Source organism: Pseudomonas putida NBRC 14164 (genome assembly GCF_000412675.1).
Classification (GTDB): domain Bacteria; phylum Pseudomonadota; class Gammaproteobacteria; order Pseudomonadales; family Pseudomonadaceae; genus Aquipseudomonas; species Aquipseudomonas putida.
Window position 1 is genome coordinate 3,431,266 of record NC_021505.1, and the last position, 14,980, is coordinate 3,446,245.

16 protein-coding genes are annotated in these 14,980 nt (G+C 61.2%); 8 read left to right on the plus strand and 8 right to left on the minus strand.

The features are described from left to right. The first annotated feature begins 112 nt into the window (after positions 1-112). The 5 genes from PP4_RS15235 (at position 113) to PP4_RS15255 (ending at position 5,873) form a co-directional block, all read left to right on the plus strand. A complete protein-coding gene (locus PP4_RS15235; RefSeq protein WP_016500088.1) occupies positions 113-643 on the plus strand; it encodes a (2Fe-2S)-binding protein in 531 nt (176 codons plus the stop codon). Next, positions 640-1,641, plus strand: coding sequence for an FAD binding domain-containing protein (locus PP4_RS15240; RefSeq protein ID WP_016500089.1), 1,002 nt, complete (start codon positions 640-642; stop codon positions 1,639-1,641). Before PP4_RS15235 ends, PP4_RS15240 begins: the two co-directional genes overlap by 4 nt. Further along, on the plus strand, positions 1,638-3,836 hold the full coding sequence (locus PP4_RS15245; protein ID WP_016500090.1) for a xanthine dehydrogenase family protein molybdopterin-binding subunit: 2,199 nt from the start codon (positions 1,638-1,640) through the stop codon (positions 3,834-3,836). Before PP4_RS15240 ends, PP4_RS15245 begins: the two co-directional genes overlap by 4 nt. Positions 3,837-3,993: 157 nt before the next feature. Then, positions 3,994-5,196, plus strand: a complete 1,203-nt coding sequence (locus tag PP4_RS15250; protein WP_016500091.1) for a zinc-dependent alcohol dehydrogenase — start codon at positions 3,994-3,996, stop codon at positions 5,194-5,196. Between the two features lie 137 nt (positions 5,197-5,333). Next, on the plus strand, positions 5,334-5,873 hold the full coding sequence (locus tag PP4_RS15255; protein WP_016500092.1) for a type 1 glutamine amidotransferase domain-containing protein: 540 nt from the start codon (positions 5,334-5,336) through the stop codon (positions 5,871-5,873). A gap of 55 nt (positions 5,874-5,928) precedes the next feature. Here the strand turns inward: PP4_RS15255 and PP4_RS15260 are convergent, their stop codons facing one another. Next, positions 5,929-6,453, minus strand: a complete 525-nt coding sequence (locus PP4_RS15260) for a hypothetical protein (RefSeq protein ID WP_016500093.1) — start codon at positions 6,451-6,453, stop codon at positions 5,929-5,931. Between the two features lie 196 nt (positions 6,454-6,649). On the opposite strand from PP4_RS15260, the gene PP4_RS15265 reads away from it, so the two are divergent. Continuing rightward, complete coding sequence (locus PP4_RS15265) at positions 6,650-7,507, plus strand: glucose 1-dehydrogenase (protein ID WP_016500094.1); 858 nt, start codon at positions 6,650-6,652, stop codon at positions 7,505-7,507. 139 nt (positions 7,508-7,646) lie between these two features. Beyond that, positions 7,647-8,111, plus strand: coding sequence for a hemerythrin domain-containing protein (locus PP4_RS15270; protein ID WP_016500095.1), 465 nt, complete (start codon positions 7,647-7,649; stop codon positions 8,109-8,111). A gap of 68 nt (positions 8,112-8,179) precedes the next feature. On the opposite strand, the gene PP4_RS15275 is transcribed toward PP4_RS15270, so the two are convergent. Continuing rightward, entirely contained in the window at positions 8,180-8,452 is a 273-nt protein-coding gene (locus PP4_RS15275; protein ID WP_016500096.1) for a PepSY domain-containing protein, read from the minus strand. A 186-nt stretch (positions 8,453-8,638) separates the two neighbouring features. On the opposite strand from PP4_RS15275, the gene PP4_RS15280 reads away from it, so the two are divergent. Then, positions 8,639-8,875, plus strand: coding sequence for a hypothetical protein (locus PP4_RS15280; protein ID WP_016500097.1), 237 nt, complete (start codon positions 8,639-8,641; stop codon positions 8,873-8,875). A gap of 37 nt (positions 8,876-8,912) precedes the next feature. Here PP4_RS15280 and PP4_RS15285 read toward each other — a convergent pair whose 3' ends face one another. The 6 genes from PP4_RS15285 to PP4_RS15310 form a co-directional block, all read right to left on the minus strand. Next, on the minus strand, positions 8,913-10,256 hold the full coding sequence (locus PP4_RS15285; protein WP_016500098.1) for a cation:proton antiporter: 1,344 nt from the start codon (positions 10,254-10,256) through the stop codon (positions 8,913-8,915). 150 nt (positions 10,257-10,406) lie between these two features. After that, positions 10,407-12,353: a response regulator gene (locus PP4_RS15290; RefSeq protein ID WP_016500099.1), complete on the minus strand. Its 1,947-nt coding sequence runs from the start codon at positions 12,351-12,353 to the stop codon at positions 10,407-10,409. Then, on the minus strand, positions 12,343-13,215 hold the full coding sequence (locus tag PP4_RS15295; protein WP_016500100.1) for a sensor histidine kinase: 873 nt from the start codon (positions 13,213-13,215) through the stop codon (positions 12,343-12,345). The genes PP4_RS15290 and PP4_RS15295 overlap by 11 nt, the downstream gene beginning before the upstream one ends. After that, positions 13,208-14,224, minus strand: a complete 1,017-nt coding sequence (locus PP4_RS15300; protein ID WP_016500101.1) for an ATP-binding protein — start codon at positions 14,222-14,224, stop codon at positions 13,208-13,210. Before PP4_RS15300 ends, PP4_RS15295 begins: the two co-directional genes overlap by 8 nt. Continuing rightward, entirely contained in the window at positions 14,215-14,619 is a 405-nt protein-coding gene (locus PP4_RS15305) for an anti-sigma regulatory factor (protein ID WP_016500102.1), read from the minus strand. The genes PP4_RS15300 and PP4_RS15305 overlap by 10 nt, the downstream gene beginning before the upstream one ends. Next, the gene (locus PP4_RS15310; RefSeq protein WP_016500103.1) at positions 14,616-14,978 is read right to left on the minus strand and encodes an STAS domain-containing protein; all 363 of its coding nucleotides are present in this window, start codon (positions 14,976-14,978) and stop codon (positions 14,616-14,618) included. The genes PP4_RS15305 and PP4_RS15310 overlap by 4 nt, the downstream gene beginning before the upstream one ends. Between the last annotated feature and the right edge of the window lie 2 nt (positions 14,979-14,980).

Sequence of the window (14,980 nt, forward strand, 5' to 3'; positions counted from 1 at the left end):
AGAGAGGGTGCTGCCCTGCAGCCTGGCAAGTAGGTTGAACGTTTTTCCGGCCCGGCCGGTCGCACGACAGAGACACAGCCAACTGTGCGAACCCTGACCGTGAGGAGCTTCCATGAGCGCAACCGCCCCCGTGGGTGCCGAAGAGCACCGCATTGGCCTGACCATCAATGGTCAGCCCCGATCACTGCTGGTCCTTCCCTGGACAACGTTGCTCGACCTGCTGCGTGAGCAGTTGGACCTGATAGGCACCAAGAAAGGCTGCGATCACGGCCAGTGTGGGGCCTGCACGGTATTGCGTGATGGCAAGCGCATCAATGCATGCCTCACCCTCGCCGTCATGTGCGAAGGCGCCCACCTGGTAACTATCGAAGGGCTGGCCAGCGGCGGCGAACTGCACCCCCTGCAACGCGCCTTCATCCGCCATGATGCCTTCCAGTGCGGCTACTGCACCCCGGGCCAGATCTGCTCCGCAGTGGGGCTGGCGAACGAAGGTCATGCCAACACCCCACAGGCCATTCGCGAACAGATGAGCGGCAACCTGTGCCGCTGCGGTGCCTACAGCAACATCGTCGCTGCAGTGGAGGAAGCCCTGCCGTCAATGAACGACCGGGCCCAAGCCACACAGGGAGGGACGAGCCCATGACGCCTTTCAGCTACCACAAGCCTGCATCGGTCAGCGAGGCAGTCAGCCTGGCAGACCCCAGCTCGCGCTTTATTGCCGGTGGTACCAACCTCGTCGACCTGATGAAGGAAAACGTGGTTCGGCCCGAACGGCTGATCGACATCTCAGGCCTTGGGCTGAACGGTATCCACGCCACCGCCAACGCGGGCGTGCTGATCGGCGCATTGGTCAGCAACGCCGACCTGGCCTGGCATCCGATGATCCAGCAGCTCTATCCACTGCTGTCAGAAGCCATCCTGGCAGGGGCATCCCCGCAGTTGAGAAACATGGCAAGCACCGGTGGCAACCTGCTGCAACGTACCCGGTGCTACTACTTCTATGACACCGGCACCCCCTGCAACAAACGTGAACCCGGCAGCGGATGCCCCGCGCGTGATGGCCTGAACCGTATCCATGCCATTCTTGGCGCCAGCGCTGCCTGCGTCGCGACCCACCCCTCGGACATGTGCGTGGCATTGGCAGCGCTCGAAGCCGTGGTGCATGTAAAGGGGCCGTCCGGTGAACGCCAGATACCCTTCGCAGATTTCCATCGCCTGCCCGAGGACACCCCCGAGCGCGACAATCAACTGGCAGTCGATGAACTGGTGACAGGCATCGAGCTGCCGCCCCCGCTATTTGAGCACCACTACCGATACCTGAAAATTCGGGACCGGGCATCCTATGCATTCGCGCTGGTGTCCGTTGCCGCTGCCCTGCGCTTCGATGGCGAGGTGATACAGCAGGCTCGCCTGGCCCTGGGCGGTGTTGCCCACAAGCCCTGGCGAGTTCCGGATGTGGAGCGCATGCTGATCGGCCAGGTGCCTTGTGAAGCGCTTTTCACCCAAGCCGCGCAAATGCTGCTGCAAGGTGCACAGCCCCTGAGCCACAACGGTTTCAAGGTAACGCTCGCGCAGCGGGCATGCGTGCGGGCATTGAGCGAGGCGGCGCTGGGCGCTGCAGGCAGGGGGGTACGACCATGAACAGAACCACACCGTTGGTCGGCATGCCCATGGACCGGGTGGACGGCGTGGCCAAGGTCACCGGGCAGGCACGCTATGCGGGTGAGTACCCCGAGGCCGGGCTGCTTCATGGCAGTGTCGTGTCCAGTACCATCGCCCGAGGCCGGGTACTCAAGATCGACAGTGCCCTGGCAACCCGCGTGCCCGGGGTGATCGCTGTGCTCGACCATCGCCACCGGCCGCACATTTCCGGTTACGACGACGACTACAGTGACGCCGACTCGGCCGAGGGGTCGCCGTTTCGGCCGCTGTTCAACGACCGCGTGCTCTACAGCGGGCAACCGTTGGCCCTGGTGGTGGCTGACACCTTGCAACTGGCGCGGTATGCAGGGTCGCTGATCAATATCGAGTATGAAGAAGAGGCCCACCAGACAGACCTGGGTGCCAGCCCGCAATCGCATGAAGCACCGGCCGAGACACCGGCACCGCGTGGCGACTTTGTCGCGCAGTTCGCCGGTGCACCGCTGCAGGTAGATGCCACTTACCTGACCGCTAATGAGCATCACAACCCGATGGAGCCACATGCGTCGACCGTGCTCTACAAAATGGACGGCACCCTGGAAATCCACGACAAGACCCAGGGTACGCAAAACTGCCAGGACTATCTGCACAAGGTGTTCGGCCTGCCAAAGGCCGACATCAGGGTGCGTGCCGCATTTGTCGGTGGCGCCTTCGGCTCGGGCTTGCGCCCGCAGTACCAGCTGCCGTTGGCAGTGATGGCGGCATTGCACCTGCAACGCTCGGTGCGCGTCACGCTGACGCGCCAGCAGATGTTCACCTTCGGCTACCGGCCCCGCACCGAACAGCGGCTGCGCCTGGGCGCAGACGCGCACGGCCGGCTGCTGGCGATTGCCCACGATGCACTTGGCCAGACATCCCGCTTCGAGGACTTCACCGAGCATCTGGTGGAATGGAGCGGCATGCTCTACCAGTGTGACAACGTTGCGCTCAGCTATCGCTTGGCCCCACTGGATGTGTACACCCCGCTGGACATGCGCGCGCCCGGCGCTGCCTCCGGGATGATAGCGCTGGAATGCGCCATGGATGAACTCGCCTGCGCAGCGCAGATCGACCCGCTCGAATTGCGCCGGCGCAACTTCGCCGCCAACAATGCCAACGAGGGCAAGCCCTATTCCAGCAAGGAGTTGCTGGCGTGTTACCAGCAAGGCGCCGACCGTTTCGGCTGGGTAAACCGCAACCCGCTGCCTCGCAGCATGCGCAATGGCCATCAGTTGGTGGGTTGGGGCATGGCTGGCGGCGTCTGGGAAGCGATGCAGATGAAAGCCAGCGCCAAGGCCCGCATCGATGCACAGGGCCAGCTCACTGTCAGCAGCGCCACCACCGACATTGGAACCGGCACCTACACCGTCATGACTCAGATCGCCGCCGACGCTGCCGGGGTCAGGGTGCAGGATATCACCTTCGTGCTGGGCGACTCCTCGCTGCCCACTGCGCCACTTCAGGGCGGATCGTTCACCGTGTCGTCAGTGGGTTCGGCCGTGCGTCAAGCCTGCCTTGTGCTACGTAGCAATGTGCTGGAACACGCGCGCAACACATACCCAGAGCTCGCCAATACCCCCACGGAGCAGATCGTTTTTGCTGATGGCTACCTGTACGCTGGCAGCCTTTGCCTGGCCTTGGGGGACATCGTGGCCAGCGCCGCGGGTGCTGGTTTCGAAGTACAGATCGATGCCGAGCCAGGCGCCAGGCGCCAACTGTTCTCCACCGCCACTCATTCGGCGGTGTTCGTGGAAGTCCACGTTGACGAGGACCTTGGCACCATCAGGGTGACCCGGGTGGTCAGCGCAGTGGCGGCAGGACGGGTGGTCAACCCAAAGACTGCAGCCAGCCAGATCCTGGGAGGCGTGGTGTGGGGTGTGGGCATGGCCCTTCACGAAGAGGCGTTGACCGACCATCGGCTGGGCCGCATCGTCAACCACGACCTGGCGCAATACCACATCCCGGTCAACGCAGACATTGGGGATATCGAGGTGATCTTCGTTGAAGAGAACGATGACATCGTCAATGAACTAGGCTCCAAGGGCGTGGGTGAAATCGGCGTGGTCGGGGTGGCTGCGGCGGTGGCCAACGCTGTCTACCATGCTACGGGCAAGCGTGTAAGGGCGTTACCGATCACACTCGACAAAGTGCTGTGATCCGGCGGGGGCTCGCAGCCAGGCGTCCTGGCGGCCAGGATCGAACCCAACCCCTCAGCTTTCATGCCGTCGGACTTGTTGGTGTGAACTTTGATGCCCCACATGGCTTCCCTTGCATACCCGCCCAGAAACCTTACGGCTGCAGGAGCTGACGTCTATGAGAGCGTTGACCTACCACGGAGCAAACGACGTCAGGGTCGATAACGTCCCTGATCCCATTATCAAGGAAGCAGACGACATCATCCTCAGGGTCACCGCCACGGCGATCTGCGGTTCTGACCTGCATCTGTATCGAGGAAAGATTCCAGAAACCGAGGCCGGGGATATTTTCGGCCATGAGTTCATGGGAATCGTCGAGGACACCGGAAGTGCAGTCACTAACCTGCAGATTGGCGACCGGGTAGTCATTCCTTTTGTTATCGCCTGCGGCAGTTGTTTCTTCTGTCAGCGCGATCTGTTTGCCGCCTGCGAAACCACCAACACCGGGCGCGGCTCAATGATCAACAAGAAGGCCATTCCTCCGGGCGCGGCACTGTTTGGATACAGCCATCTGTATGGCGGCATCCCTGGCGGTCAAGCTGACTACGTCAGGGTACCCAAAGGTAACGTCGGCCCGTTCAAGGTCCCCACCGACCTGGCCGATGACAAGGTCCTTTTCCTGTCCGATATTCTGCCGACCGCGTGGCAGGCGGTCATCAATGCCGAGATTGGCCAGGGTTCATCGGTTGCCATCTACGGCGCGGGGCCAGTGGGGTTGCTGAGTGCCGCCTGTGCACGAATGCTCGGTGCCCAGATCATCTTCATGGTCGATGACAACGATTACCGCCTGGCGTATGCCCAGAAAGCCTACGGTGTTGTCCCCATCAACTTCGAGCAGGACGACGATCCCGCTGACAGCATCATCCGTCACACGCCAGGCATGCGTGGCGTTGATGCGGTAATCGATGCGGTCGGCTTTGAAGCCAAGGGCAGCACTGCCGAAACAGTAATGACGGCACTGAAGCTCGAAGGCAGCAGCGGCAAGGCGTTGCGCCAGAGCATTGCTGCCGTGCGTCGTGGCGGCGTTGTCAGCGTCCCAGGTGTTTACGCCGGCTTCATCCATGCCTTCATGTTCGGCGACGCCTTCGACAAAGGTCTCACTTTCAAGATGGGCCAGACCCATGTCCAGAAATACCTACCGGAGCTGCTGGAGCACATCCAGGCAGGACGCCTGCAACCGGAACTGATCGTCACCCACCGCTTGGCACTCGAAGAAGCGGCCATGGGCTACAAGATGTTCGATCAGAAGCAGGACGACTGCCGCAAGGTCATCCTCGTACCAGGCGCTGCGCCGGGCACCCTGGGCCCTGACCACATATGAAGGGTACATGGCCTCGAAGTTTTTTCATCACCCGCTCGCAACGCCTACACCGGATGTGAGCCGCTGAGCGCCGCGCTGGAACTTTGCCTCGCCATGCCGGCCCCTATCTGAGGTCTATCGGTAAAAGGAGATAAACGATGAGTGCACTACTGAACGGCAAACGTGTGGCGTTTCTGGTCACTGATGGCTTCGAGCAGGTGGAACTGACCGGCCCGCGCGAGGCACTGGAAAACAACGGTGCGGTGGTCGATATTCTGGGCGAAAAAGAAGGTACGGTCATGGGCTGGAACCATGACAAGCCCGCCGACGCCTTCACCGTAGATGCGACGTTCGAGGGCGCCGACCTCGACCTCTACGACGCCTTGGTGCTGCCTGGCGGCGTGCAGAACTCCGACACCATCCGCATTATTTCTGCCGCGCAGAATCTGGTAAAAAGCCATGACGCGGCTGGCAAGCCGCTGGCCGTCATCTGCCACGGTGCCTGGTTGCTGGTGTCCAGTGGCTTGGCCAAAGGCAAGCGCATGACCAGCTACAAGACACTGCAGGACGACATCCGCAACGCGGGTGGTACTTGGGTAGATGAACAGGTAGTGGTGGACGGCAACCTGATCACCAGCCGCCAGCCAGATGATATCCCCGCCTTCAATGAGCAATTGATCAAGGCGCTGGCAGGCTGAGTGTGCTTCTTTCCAGCGCCCCCTGGTCGCATTTGACGCCGACCAGAGGCGCTGGTCATGCCAGCTGGATATAAACCGAATAGCTGCCCAGCAAAATCCAGAAGCACAGGAAGATCCAAGGCGTGCGCAAGGAAAACAGCAGTGATTTGCGGTGCCCCGCCTGAGAGGTTTCTGCCTCGCAGAACAACGGCGACTCGTCATAGGCCAGGCCCATCATCGGCTCGCTGCGCAGCAAGTGACTCTGTTTCATCTGCCAGTGTTCGATGATCCGGAAGGCGGCACGGATGCCTGGCCAGGCATTCAACGTACTCAGCACGCCAAGCAGTGCGAGAAAAGCCGGCACCATCAAGGTGAACATTTCGCCCCAGCTCTGGTTCAGGTTGCTCATCGACGATACGTACGCGATCACCAGGAACGACTGGGCAGCGAGGTAAGCGTCAGTGCGGTTGGCCAGAATGGTGGTTTCATACTGGATTTCGCGCCGATAGAAATCCAGCCGCTCTTTCGGCGTACCGAACAGCTTCGCATTCCTTTGGTCGATTTCGTGTTCCGGCGTGGTGGGCGTGATGATTCGAGGCACCTGGATACTCCTGGATATCGTATGCCTCGCCCATTACAGCGCAAGACCCGTCAGTGATAGAGCCCTCTGCTTGCTGAAAATTCATTGGGAATGCGCTTGCCAACCGCTCGTCGCGCAGACCGAAGATCCACCTCAACACTCGCTTCGCGCACGCTTCGAACGGTAATGAACGTTCCCAACTGCAGGAGCATCTTCCATGATCGACTACCCTACCCCTCCATTCCCGTCCCAACCGCAAAGCGTGCCAGGCTCACAACGCAAAATGGAACCGTATCCGGATTGTGGTGAGCAAACCTACACCGGCCACAACCGCCTCGAAGGCAAAATCGCCTTGATCACCGGCGCCGACAGCGGCATCGGGCGTGCAGTAGCGATTGCCTACGCTCGCGAAGGGGCTGACGTTGCCATTGCCTATCTGAATGAGCACGAAGATGCGCAGGAGACGGCGCGCTGGGTCGAAGCCGCTGGCCGCCAATGCCTGCTGCTGCCAGGCGACCTTGCGCAGAAACAGCACTGCTACGACATCGTCGACAAGACCGTGGCGCAGTTCGGTCGTATCGATATTCTGGTCAACAACGCCGCGTTCCAGATGGCTCATGAGGGCTTGGACGAGATTGACGATGATGAATGGGTGAAGACCTTCGATACCAACATCACCGCCATTTTCCGCATCTGCCAGCGCGCGTTGCCCTCGATGCCAAAAGGCGGTTCGATCATCAACACCAGCTCGGTCAACTCTGACGACCCGTCACCCAGCCTGCTGGCGTATGCCGCCACCAAAGGGGCCATTGCCAACTTCACCGCAGGCCTTGCCCAACTGCTGGGCAAGAAAGGCATTCGGGTCAACAGCGTCGCACCCGGCCCGATCTGGACGCCGCTGATTCCTGCCACCATGCCCGATGAAGCGGTCAGAAACTTCGGTTCGGGCTACCCGATGGGGCGGCCTGGGCAACCGGTGGAAGTAGCCCCGATCTACGTCTTGTTGGGCTCTGATGAGGCGAGTTACATCTCGGGCTCACGGTACGGAGTAACCGGGGGGAAACCCATCCTCTGATGACATTACCGAGGCCAGCTGTGGCTGGCCTCAAAACAGATCGGCCCTACGCCAATCATCATCATCGTTGAACCCTGCCGTTGTCGGCCACTCAACTCCTGGGAAGCCAGTATTTATCCGCCCGTGACGAGGTACCTCCATGAATGCCATCGATCTGCTGAGTCAAGATCATAAAGTGGTCAAGAAACTGCTGGAAGAACTCTCATCGACCACTGAACGTGCTGTAAAAAAACGCGCTGACTTGCTGCACCGCATTGAGCGGGAACTGCAAGTCCACACTGCGTTGGAGGAGGACATTCTCTATCCAGCGATCAAGCAAGCCGGTGGCAAAGAGGAGGCCAAGATGTATTACGAGGCCAAAGAAGAACACCGGACAGTTGACTCACTGGTACTCCCTGACCTGCTTCACACGGAGACCGGCACGCTCGAATTCGCAGGTCGAGTGAAGGTGATGAAAGAGCTGCTTGAGCATCACATCGAGGAAGAGGAAGGCGAGCTCTTCCCCACCGCGAAGAAGCTGCTCGGTAAAGATCAATTAGAGGCGCTGGGGCGCGCCATGGAGACCCAGAAAAAAGTGCTCAAGAGCGAGCGGCCCGCCGCTTGAATCCAACACGCCTAGCCGGATCAGCGATCTGGCTAGGCGAGCGCGGGCAACCCTTGACTACCAGGCGATCAGTTATCCAGTTCATCCTTGATGATCTTGCCGTCGTGCGGATCAACCTGGAATTCGTACTGCTTGCCGTCAGCCTTCATGCCCTCACCTTCCCAGTGGCCGTCGTCGGCTTCGATCTTGGTAATTTGCGTGTAGCCGGCGCCTTTCAGCGTGGCTTCAGCCTGATCCTTGCTGACCTTCCAGTCAGCACCGGGCGTATCAGCCCATGCGCAAGAAGCCCCCATGGCACCTACCAATGCCAAGCCAGTGAACAATCGAGTCATCGCTTTCATCGCCAACTTCCTTTTGCTGTGAATGTGAACATGCGACCCGGCCGACACGATGCAGGTTCAGTCGGAGCGCTATTCCAAGGCAGTTCTGTTCCAGCGCTAGTAGATAATTACGGGGCCACTGAACCTTACTGTCAGAACAACACTCTGTTCTTGTCAGGTACCGCTTGAATCCAGGGAGCGACTTTCATGACTGATCCGATCCTGCAACTGGACGCAGAGCTCGAATGGCTCGGCGAGATCGCCGATGAGCTCGAACGCCAGGTGGCGCCCTGCCCCGTTACCCGGGTATTGCTGGTCGCATGGTTGACGGAGTGGGTACCCACACCTCAAGGGCGGACAGCGATGAGGCGGGAACTGCCTCACCTCCCACAAGCATTGAAGTCGGCATATGCAGTGTGGATTCACGCCGGTGGCGCTCGCTGATATTACGGCCAGCAACCACCCGGCACTGTCCATGTGCTCATGACGCCCGCTTCTTCCATGCTTCGTATCGGGCAAGCAGCGGCTGAACGCTCAACCCGTGCAGCAGGATGCTCAACGCCACCACTGACAACACCAGGTTGGTGCTTAGTACCGCATGGCCTGGGAGAAGCCCATGGTTAAGGGCATGGAAAAGGTAGTAGAAACTGCCGATACCGCGGATGCCAAACCATCCAAGCAGCCCACGTTGCCGAATATCCACCAGTCCCCGAATGGGGAACAGGGCAATGCTGAAGGGACGAATCAGCAGGAACAACGCACCGGCGACCAGTAACGCCCGCCAGTCCCAATGCTCTATCAGCACCACCCCCAGCAAGGTCACGAGGAACACCTCCATTGCCCGCTCGATCAGGCTTCCGAAGGCCAGCATGTCCCCCAGCATGATCCCCGCTGCAACCTGAGAATCGTCCAGCCCTTTCACATCACCTGTCACGGCCAGCTCCGGCGCTACATGCTGGTGGCCTACCACCGGCTGCACAAGGTGTTCGGCGGCCGGCTGTTGTGGGCCGCTGGACGTGTGAACCTCCGCCTGGCGCAAGCCCAGCCCGGCAGCAAACACCGCGAGAAACCCGTAGGCCTGAATCGATTCGGCGAGCACATAGGCCAGCGCGATCAATGCCAAGGCCAGGTAATCATTGGGCGATACGGTACTGTCGTCGTTGCGCAGCCGCAGGAACAGCGTAAATTTGCCCAGCCCGCGCCCCATCCAGTAGCCAAGAAGCAAACCAGCAGTTACTGCCCATAGCATGTCCTTCATCAACCAGTCAGCGAGCCAGGCCTGCCCGGTGTTCTGTTGCAGGAACAACCCAAGGATGACAAAGGGAAAGGCCACTCCATCGTTCAGGCCAGCCTCCCCGGACAAACTGAAACGCACAGGGTCTTCGTCCTGGGCATCGGCCACCTGCACCAGTGTCGCAAGCACTGGGTCTGTGGGTGCAAGGATCGCCCCGATCAGCACCGAAACACCCCATTCGAGGTGCAGCCCGTAGTGCAACACCAGCGTTACGCCACCGATGCACATCATCATCACAGGCCCTGCCAGGTAAAACGCGGCCAACCATCGGCGGTCATGCAAGGGCAGGCGCAGCTTCAAACCGCTGAAGAACAGCGAAAAAAGCACTGCGACCTCGGTCAGGTGCTCCATCCACTCACTGGACTTGCTGACATCCAGATGAAGAAAGCCCAGCCCGGACGATCCGAGCCCGATGCCCAGCGCAAGGCACACCACAGAGGATGTCACCGGCATCCAGCGTAGATAGGAGGATGAAAGCGCGAGCAGCAGCAAGACCATGCCCAGCATGGCGAACCAGACGATGAAGGTCATCTGCGCAGGTGGCCTGGTAGAGTTGTCGATCAGCTTTTGACTTTCCGTTACGACGCGTCGTTCCACTGCGATAACCCGACTCGGGCTGGCCGGTATTCGCAGCTTGCGCTCACACAGTCGAAGCAACGCCGAAACAATCAGCCATGCCCTTCATGTCGCCTGATCAAGTGCCCGGCGTACCTTGGCGAGCAGTTCGCTGACCTGGAACGGCTTGATCAGCATGTCCATTCCACTGCCCAGAAACGCCTGGCGGTCCAGGGCCATCTCCGCATAGCCGGTCATGAACAGCACCGGTAACCCTGGGCGGTAGGCCCGCGCCATATCGGCAAGCTCGCGCCCACTGATCCCAGGCAGACCGACATCGGTGAGCAGCAACTGGATGCCGGCCTCTTCACGCAGATGATCAAGTGCCTGCTCGATGGTTTCGGCCAAGGTGCACCGGTACCCGGCATCGGTCAGCACTTCTGCCACTGACAGGCGTACCGAGGCCATGTCCTCCACCACCAGCACATGTTCACCGGCCCCTCGCTGATCGACTTGCGGCATGCGCTGCTCGCAGGATTCCTGCTGGTTGCTGGCGGGCAGCATCAGGATGACTTCCGTGCCCCGCCCCGGCACGCTGTGGATCGCCACGTGTCCGCCCGACTGGCGGGCAAAACCGTAGATGGTCGATAGCCCAAGCCCGGTACCCTGCCCTAACGGCTTGGTGGTGAAAAACGGGTCGAATACCTTTTCCAGCAGCTCTGGCGCGATGCCACAGCCATCATCGCGTACCGTCACCGCAACATAAGGGCCGTCCTGCAGGTTGGGGTCGCCGAGTGAGAAGCTCGCCGCCGTATTCACCCAGATATGCCCGCCCTTGGCCAAGGCATCGCGGGCATTGATCACCAGGTTGAGCACCGCGCTTTCCAGCTGGATCGGGTCTACCAGTGCGATCGTCGGCTCACGGGACAGCTCCAGTTTCAGCACGATTCTCTCACCGATGGTGCGGTTGATCAGTTCTTCCAGCGAGCGTACCCGCTCGTTGATGTCCACCGGCCGCGTGTCCAGAGGCTGCTGCCGTGCGAAGGCGAGCAGCCGATGGGTCAGCGAGGCAGCGCTCATGGCAGAGCTCAGGGCCGCGTCGGCGTATGCAGGGACCTTTTCGATACGGCTCTCTGCCACCCGTTTGCGAATCAGCTCAAGGCTGGTGATGATGCCGGTCAACAGGTTGTTGAAGTCATGGGCGATGCCACCAGTAAGACTGCCCAGGGCATCCATCTTCTGCAGTTGCAGCAGCTGCGCCTCGGTCTGTTCGCGCTGGGCCGTTTCCCGGGCCAACTGGGTGTTGGCGTCCTCAAGGCGCGCCAGGTGTGAGCGCTCGCGGTGGCGATGCTCGGTGACGTCTTCGACGAACACCAGGCACAACCCAGGCGCCCGGTAGGGCGATAGCTGCCATTCGGTATCCCTGGGCATGCCGCCCACGTGCATGGCCAACGTACCACGCCAGCGCTGCCCCGCAAGCAGGTGCTGACGCAACTCGGCGATGACGGTTTGCTGGTCTTCGGCAAAGCATTCCTGCAGCGCCTCGGGGTTGTGATTGTCCTGGGTCAGCTGCTCGAAGGCATGGTTGCATTCATGCACCTTCAGCCTGTCGTCGATTACGGCGATCGGGGCTGACACATTGGTGAAGATTTCCCGAAAACTGGCCTCGCTGTCCCGCAAGGCCCGCTCGGTGTCGCGCACCCGCAGCAAAGTACGCAGCGTGGCCACCAGCACATCGGCGTCCACGGGGTGAACCAGGTAGGCATCGGCGCCTGCGTCGAGCCCGGTAATGATGTCCCCCGTCTGGATCGACGCCGCCGACACGTGGATCACCGGCAGCAAGGCGGTCTCGGGCTTGGCACGCAGCAGACGGACGATATCGAAGCCGCTCATGTCTGGCAGGTTGACGTCCAGGATCAGGGCATCGAAATGCTCGCTACCGATCAGCGCCAGCCCCTCGCCACCGGTGCCTGCCTCCGTCACGGTGTATCCATGCAATGCCAGGCGACGGCGCAGCGCATAGCGTGTGGCGACATTGTCGTCAACGATCAGCAGGCGGATGTCAGCGTTCATCAGCGCTCTCCTGGGCCAGCGCCATAGGCAGGATGACAAAGAACGATGATCCGCTGCCGGGCGTACTTTCAACCCCCACCTCGCCGCCCAGCAGCGCCGCAAAACGCTTGCACAGCGACAGCCCTAGCCCCGTGCCACGCAAGCGTTTCTGTAGCGGCGAGTCAATCTGGGCGAAATCTTCGAACAAACCACCGAGCAGCTCGGGGGCAATCCCGATACCCGTGTCGCTCACGGCAAAACGCACCTGGTCGCTACCCAACAGCTGCGCCGAAACACGCACCTCGCCACGGGTGGTGAATTTCAGGGCGTTGGAAATGAAGTTGCGCAGGATCTGCGCCAGCTTCTTGTCATCTGTATACATCTTCGGCAGGCCTTGCGGCTCTTCGAAGATCAGGTCCACCGCGCCGGTGTCGACGATCGGGCGGAACATGCCGCGCAAAGCCGCGAACAGGTCGAGCATATCGAACCAGGCAGGCGATATGGTAATGCGGCCCGCTTCGATCTTGGCAAGGTCGAGCAGGTCGTCGACCATGTCGCCCAGCTCTCGCGTTGCCGTGCTGATAAACGCCACCTGCAACTGCTGCTCCTTGCTCAACGGCCCGTCCACCTCGTCGGCGAGCAGGCTGGTGATGCTCAGGATCGAACCCAGCGGCGTGCGGAACTCGTGGCTCATGTAGGAAAGGAAGCGGCTTTTCAGGTCCGAAGCCTGGCGCAGTTGCTCAGCCTGGGTGTCCAGCTCGGCATACAGCGCCAGCACCCCCTGGTTGGTGTCCTCCAGTTCGGCGCGCAAGGCCTGGTTTTCCGCCTGCAGGCGGGCGATGAGGTCGGCCTGCTCGACGCTATTGCTGGATGATTCAGCCATGCACGGTCTCCAGGTCGATGACCAACACCGTCACGTCGTCCCGCCCACGGCAGAAATCGCGATGCAACACGGCAGCGATGACCGCCGGGTGGCGGTGCACAAGGCCGGGGTAGGTTTGCAGGCTCCAACGCGACTGCAGGCCGTCACTGAACATGATCAACAGATTTCCTTTCACGTGAGCGTAGTCGAACACCTGGCCCTTGCGGTATTGCCCGCCGACGATGCCCGGGTGCGAGGCCAGGCCGCGCGGCCGTTCGGTGCCGACCAGGGTTGCGCCGATATTGCCGATGCCGATGAACGACAGGTGGTCAGCAGCACCTTCGTACCGGGCGATGGCAACCGCACCGCCGCGGGTGCCGGCCATTGCATGATGCATCTCGCCAAGCAAGTGCTCCGGCGCGCTGAAGGGCGCCAGGGTAAAGGCCTGGATACCCGCGTTGGCCGCACGCTCGGCCTCCTCGCCATGGCCAAGCCCATCGATCAGTACGGCGCTGATACGTTGTTCGGCCAGCGTCACATGCCAGCTATCACCGCAGGCCGGGTCATCGTGCAGCGAATGCTGGGTCACGCCGATGCGTATGTCCCTGCCCGTATGGCCCTGCCGGTAGAGGCGCGCCAGTACCACAGCGCCCTTCGCGTCCGCATGCACATCGAATACCTGCGCCAGGCGGCTGACCGCCCCCAGCCCGATGCCTTGGGTGCCGCCGGTGGAGTAGCCATCGGCCAGGCAGTTGGCCAGGTCGAACCCTTGTGCACGGTCCACCGCCACCAGTTCCATACCCGGGTGGGCGTCATGCGCAAGAACGCGAAGATGCAATTCACCATGCTCGGCGTGTTTGAGCACATTGCTGGCAAGCTCGGTGGCGACAATGGCCGCCCGGCCGGCGTCGGCAGCATTGAAACCAAGCTGCTCGGCCAGCCTCTGTGCAACACGCCGGGCATGGCCGACCTGGCTGGGGTCATCAAGGCGCAGCACCTGGGTCAAACTCGCTGCCAGGTTCAGGCCCATCGTGTGATCGTTACCCGGGTACCTTGCCCGGGGGTGGTGTCCAGTTCGAATTCGTCTACCAGTCGGCGCGCGCCGGTCAACCCCAGGCCCAGCCCGCCGCCGGACGTCCAGCCATCGGTGAGGGCCAGTTTGACGTCGGCGATACCCGGCCCCTCGTCACGAAACACCAGGCGCAGGCCAACCCGCCCGGCTTCCTCGATGACTTCCCAGTCCATATCACCGCCGCCACCGTATACCACGGTGTTACGTGCCAGCTCACTGACAGCCGTGACCAGTTTGGTGAGGTCGACCAACCGCATGCCGCAGTCGCTGGCAATCTTGCGGGTCAGCTGACGGGCCAGTACCACGTCCTGCTCCAGGCGAACCGGCTGGCTGCCGCTTTGGCGGATGCTCATGAGTGGCCTACTCGCTGGCGCAACAGATGCATGCCGCGGTCGACATTCAGTGCCGTGCTTACCCCAGGCAAGGTCAGGCCAAGTTCCACCAAGGTGATGGCCACCGCAGGTTGCATGCCGACCAGCACCGTCTCGGCATCCATTATTCGTGAAAGGCCGGAAATACTGGCGATCATGCGGCCAATGAACGAGTCGACCATATCCAGCGCGGAAATATCGATCAGCACGCCGCGGGCAGACGTCTGGTCGATTCGGTCGGTAAGATCGTCCTGCAGGCGCAGCGCCAGTTGGTCGTGCATGTCGACCTGAATGGTTACCAGCAGGAATTCACCCATTTGCAGAATGGGAATACGCTCCATCG

Bases quoted from the DNA above. Each gene is read 5' to 3' on its own strand.
- PP4_RS15235 (WP_016500088.1), top strand. From the start codon at position 113: ATGAGCGCAACCGCCCCCGTGGGTGCCGAAGAGCACCGCATTGGCCTG.
- PP4_RS15240 (WP_016500089.1), top strand. From the start codon at position 640: ATGACGCCTTTCAGCTACCACAAGCCTGCATCGGTCAGCGAGGCAGTC.
- PP4_RS15245 (WP_016500090.1), top strand. From the start codon at position 1,638: ATGAACAGAACCACACCGTTGGTCGGCATGCCCATGGACCGGGTGGAC.
- PP4_RS15250 (WP_016500091.1), top strand. From the start codon at position 3,994: ATGAGAGCGTTGACCTACCACGGAGCAAACGACGTCAGGGTCGATAAC.
- PP4_RS15255 (WP_016500092.1), top strand. From the start codon at position 5,334: ATGAGTGCACTACTGAACGGCAAACGTGTGGCGTTTCTGGTCACTGAT.
- PP4_RS15265 (WP_016500094.1), top strand. From the start codon at position 6,650: ATGATCGACTACCCTACCCCTCCATTCCCGTCCCAACCGCAAAGCGTG.
- PP4_RS15270 (WP_016500095.1), top strand. From the start codon at position 7,647: ATGAATGCCATCGATCTGCTGAGTCAAGATCATAAAGTGGTCAAGAAA.
- PP4_RS15275 (WP_016500096.1), bottom strand. From the start codon at position 8,452: ATGAAAGCGATGACTCGATTGTTCACTGGCTTGGCATTGGTAGGTGCC.
- PP4_RS15280 (WP_016500097.1), top strand. From the start codon at position 8,639: ATGACTGATCCGATCCTGCAACTGGACGCAGAGCTCGAATGGCTCGGC.
- PP4_RS15285 (WP_016500098.1), bottom strand. From the start codon at position 10,256: ATGACCTTCATCGTCTGGTTCGCCATGCTGGGCATGGTCTTGCTGCTG.
- PP4_RS15290 (WP_016500099.1), bottom strand. From the start codon at position 12,353: ATGAACGCTGACATCCGCCTGCTGATCGTTGACGACAATGTCGCCACA.
- PP4_RS15295 (WP_016500100.1), bottom strand. From the start codon at position 13,215: ATGGCTGAATCATCCAGCAATAGCGTCGAGCAGGCCGACCTCATCGCC.
- PP4_RS15300 (WP_016500101.1), bottom strand. From the start codon at position 14,224: ATGGGCCTGAACCTGGCAGCGAGTTTGACCCAGGTGCTGCGCCTTGAT.
- PP4_RS15305 (WP_016500102.1), bottom strand. From the start codon at position 14,619: ATGAGCATCCGCCAAAGCGGCAGCCAGCCGGTTCGCCTGGAGCAGGAC.
- PP4_RS15310 (WP_016500103.1), bottom strand. From the start codon at position 14,978: ATGGAGCGTATTCCCATTCTGCAAATGGGTGAATTCCTGCTGGTAACC.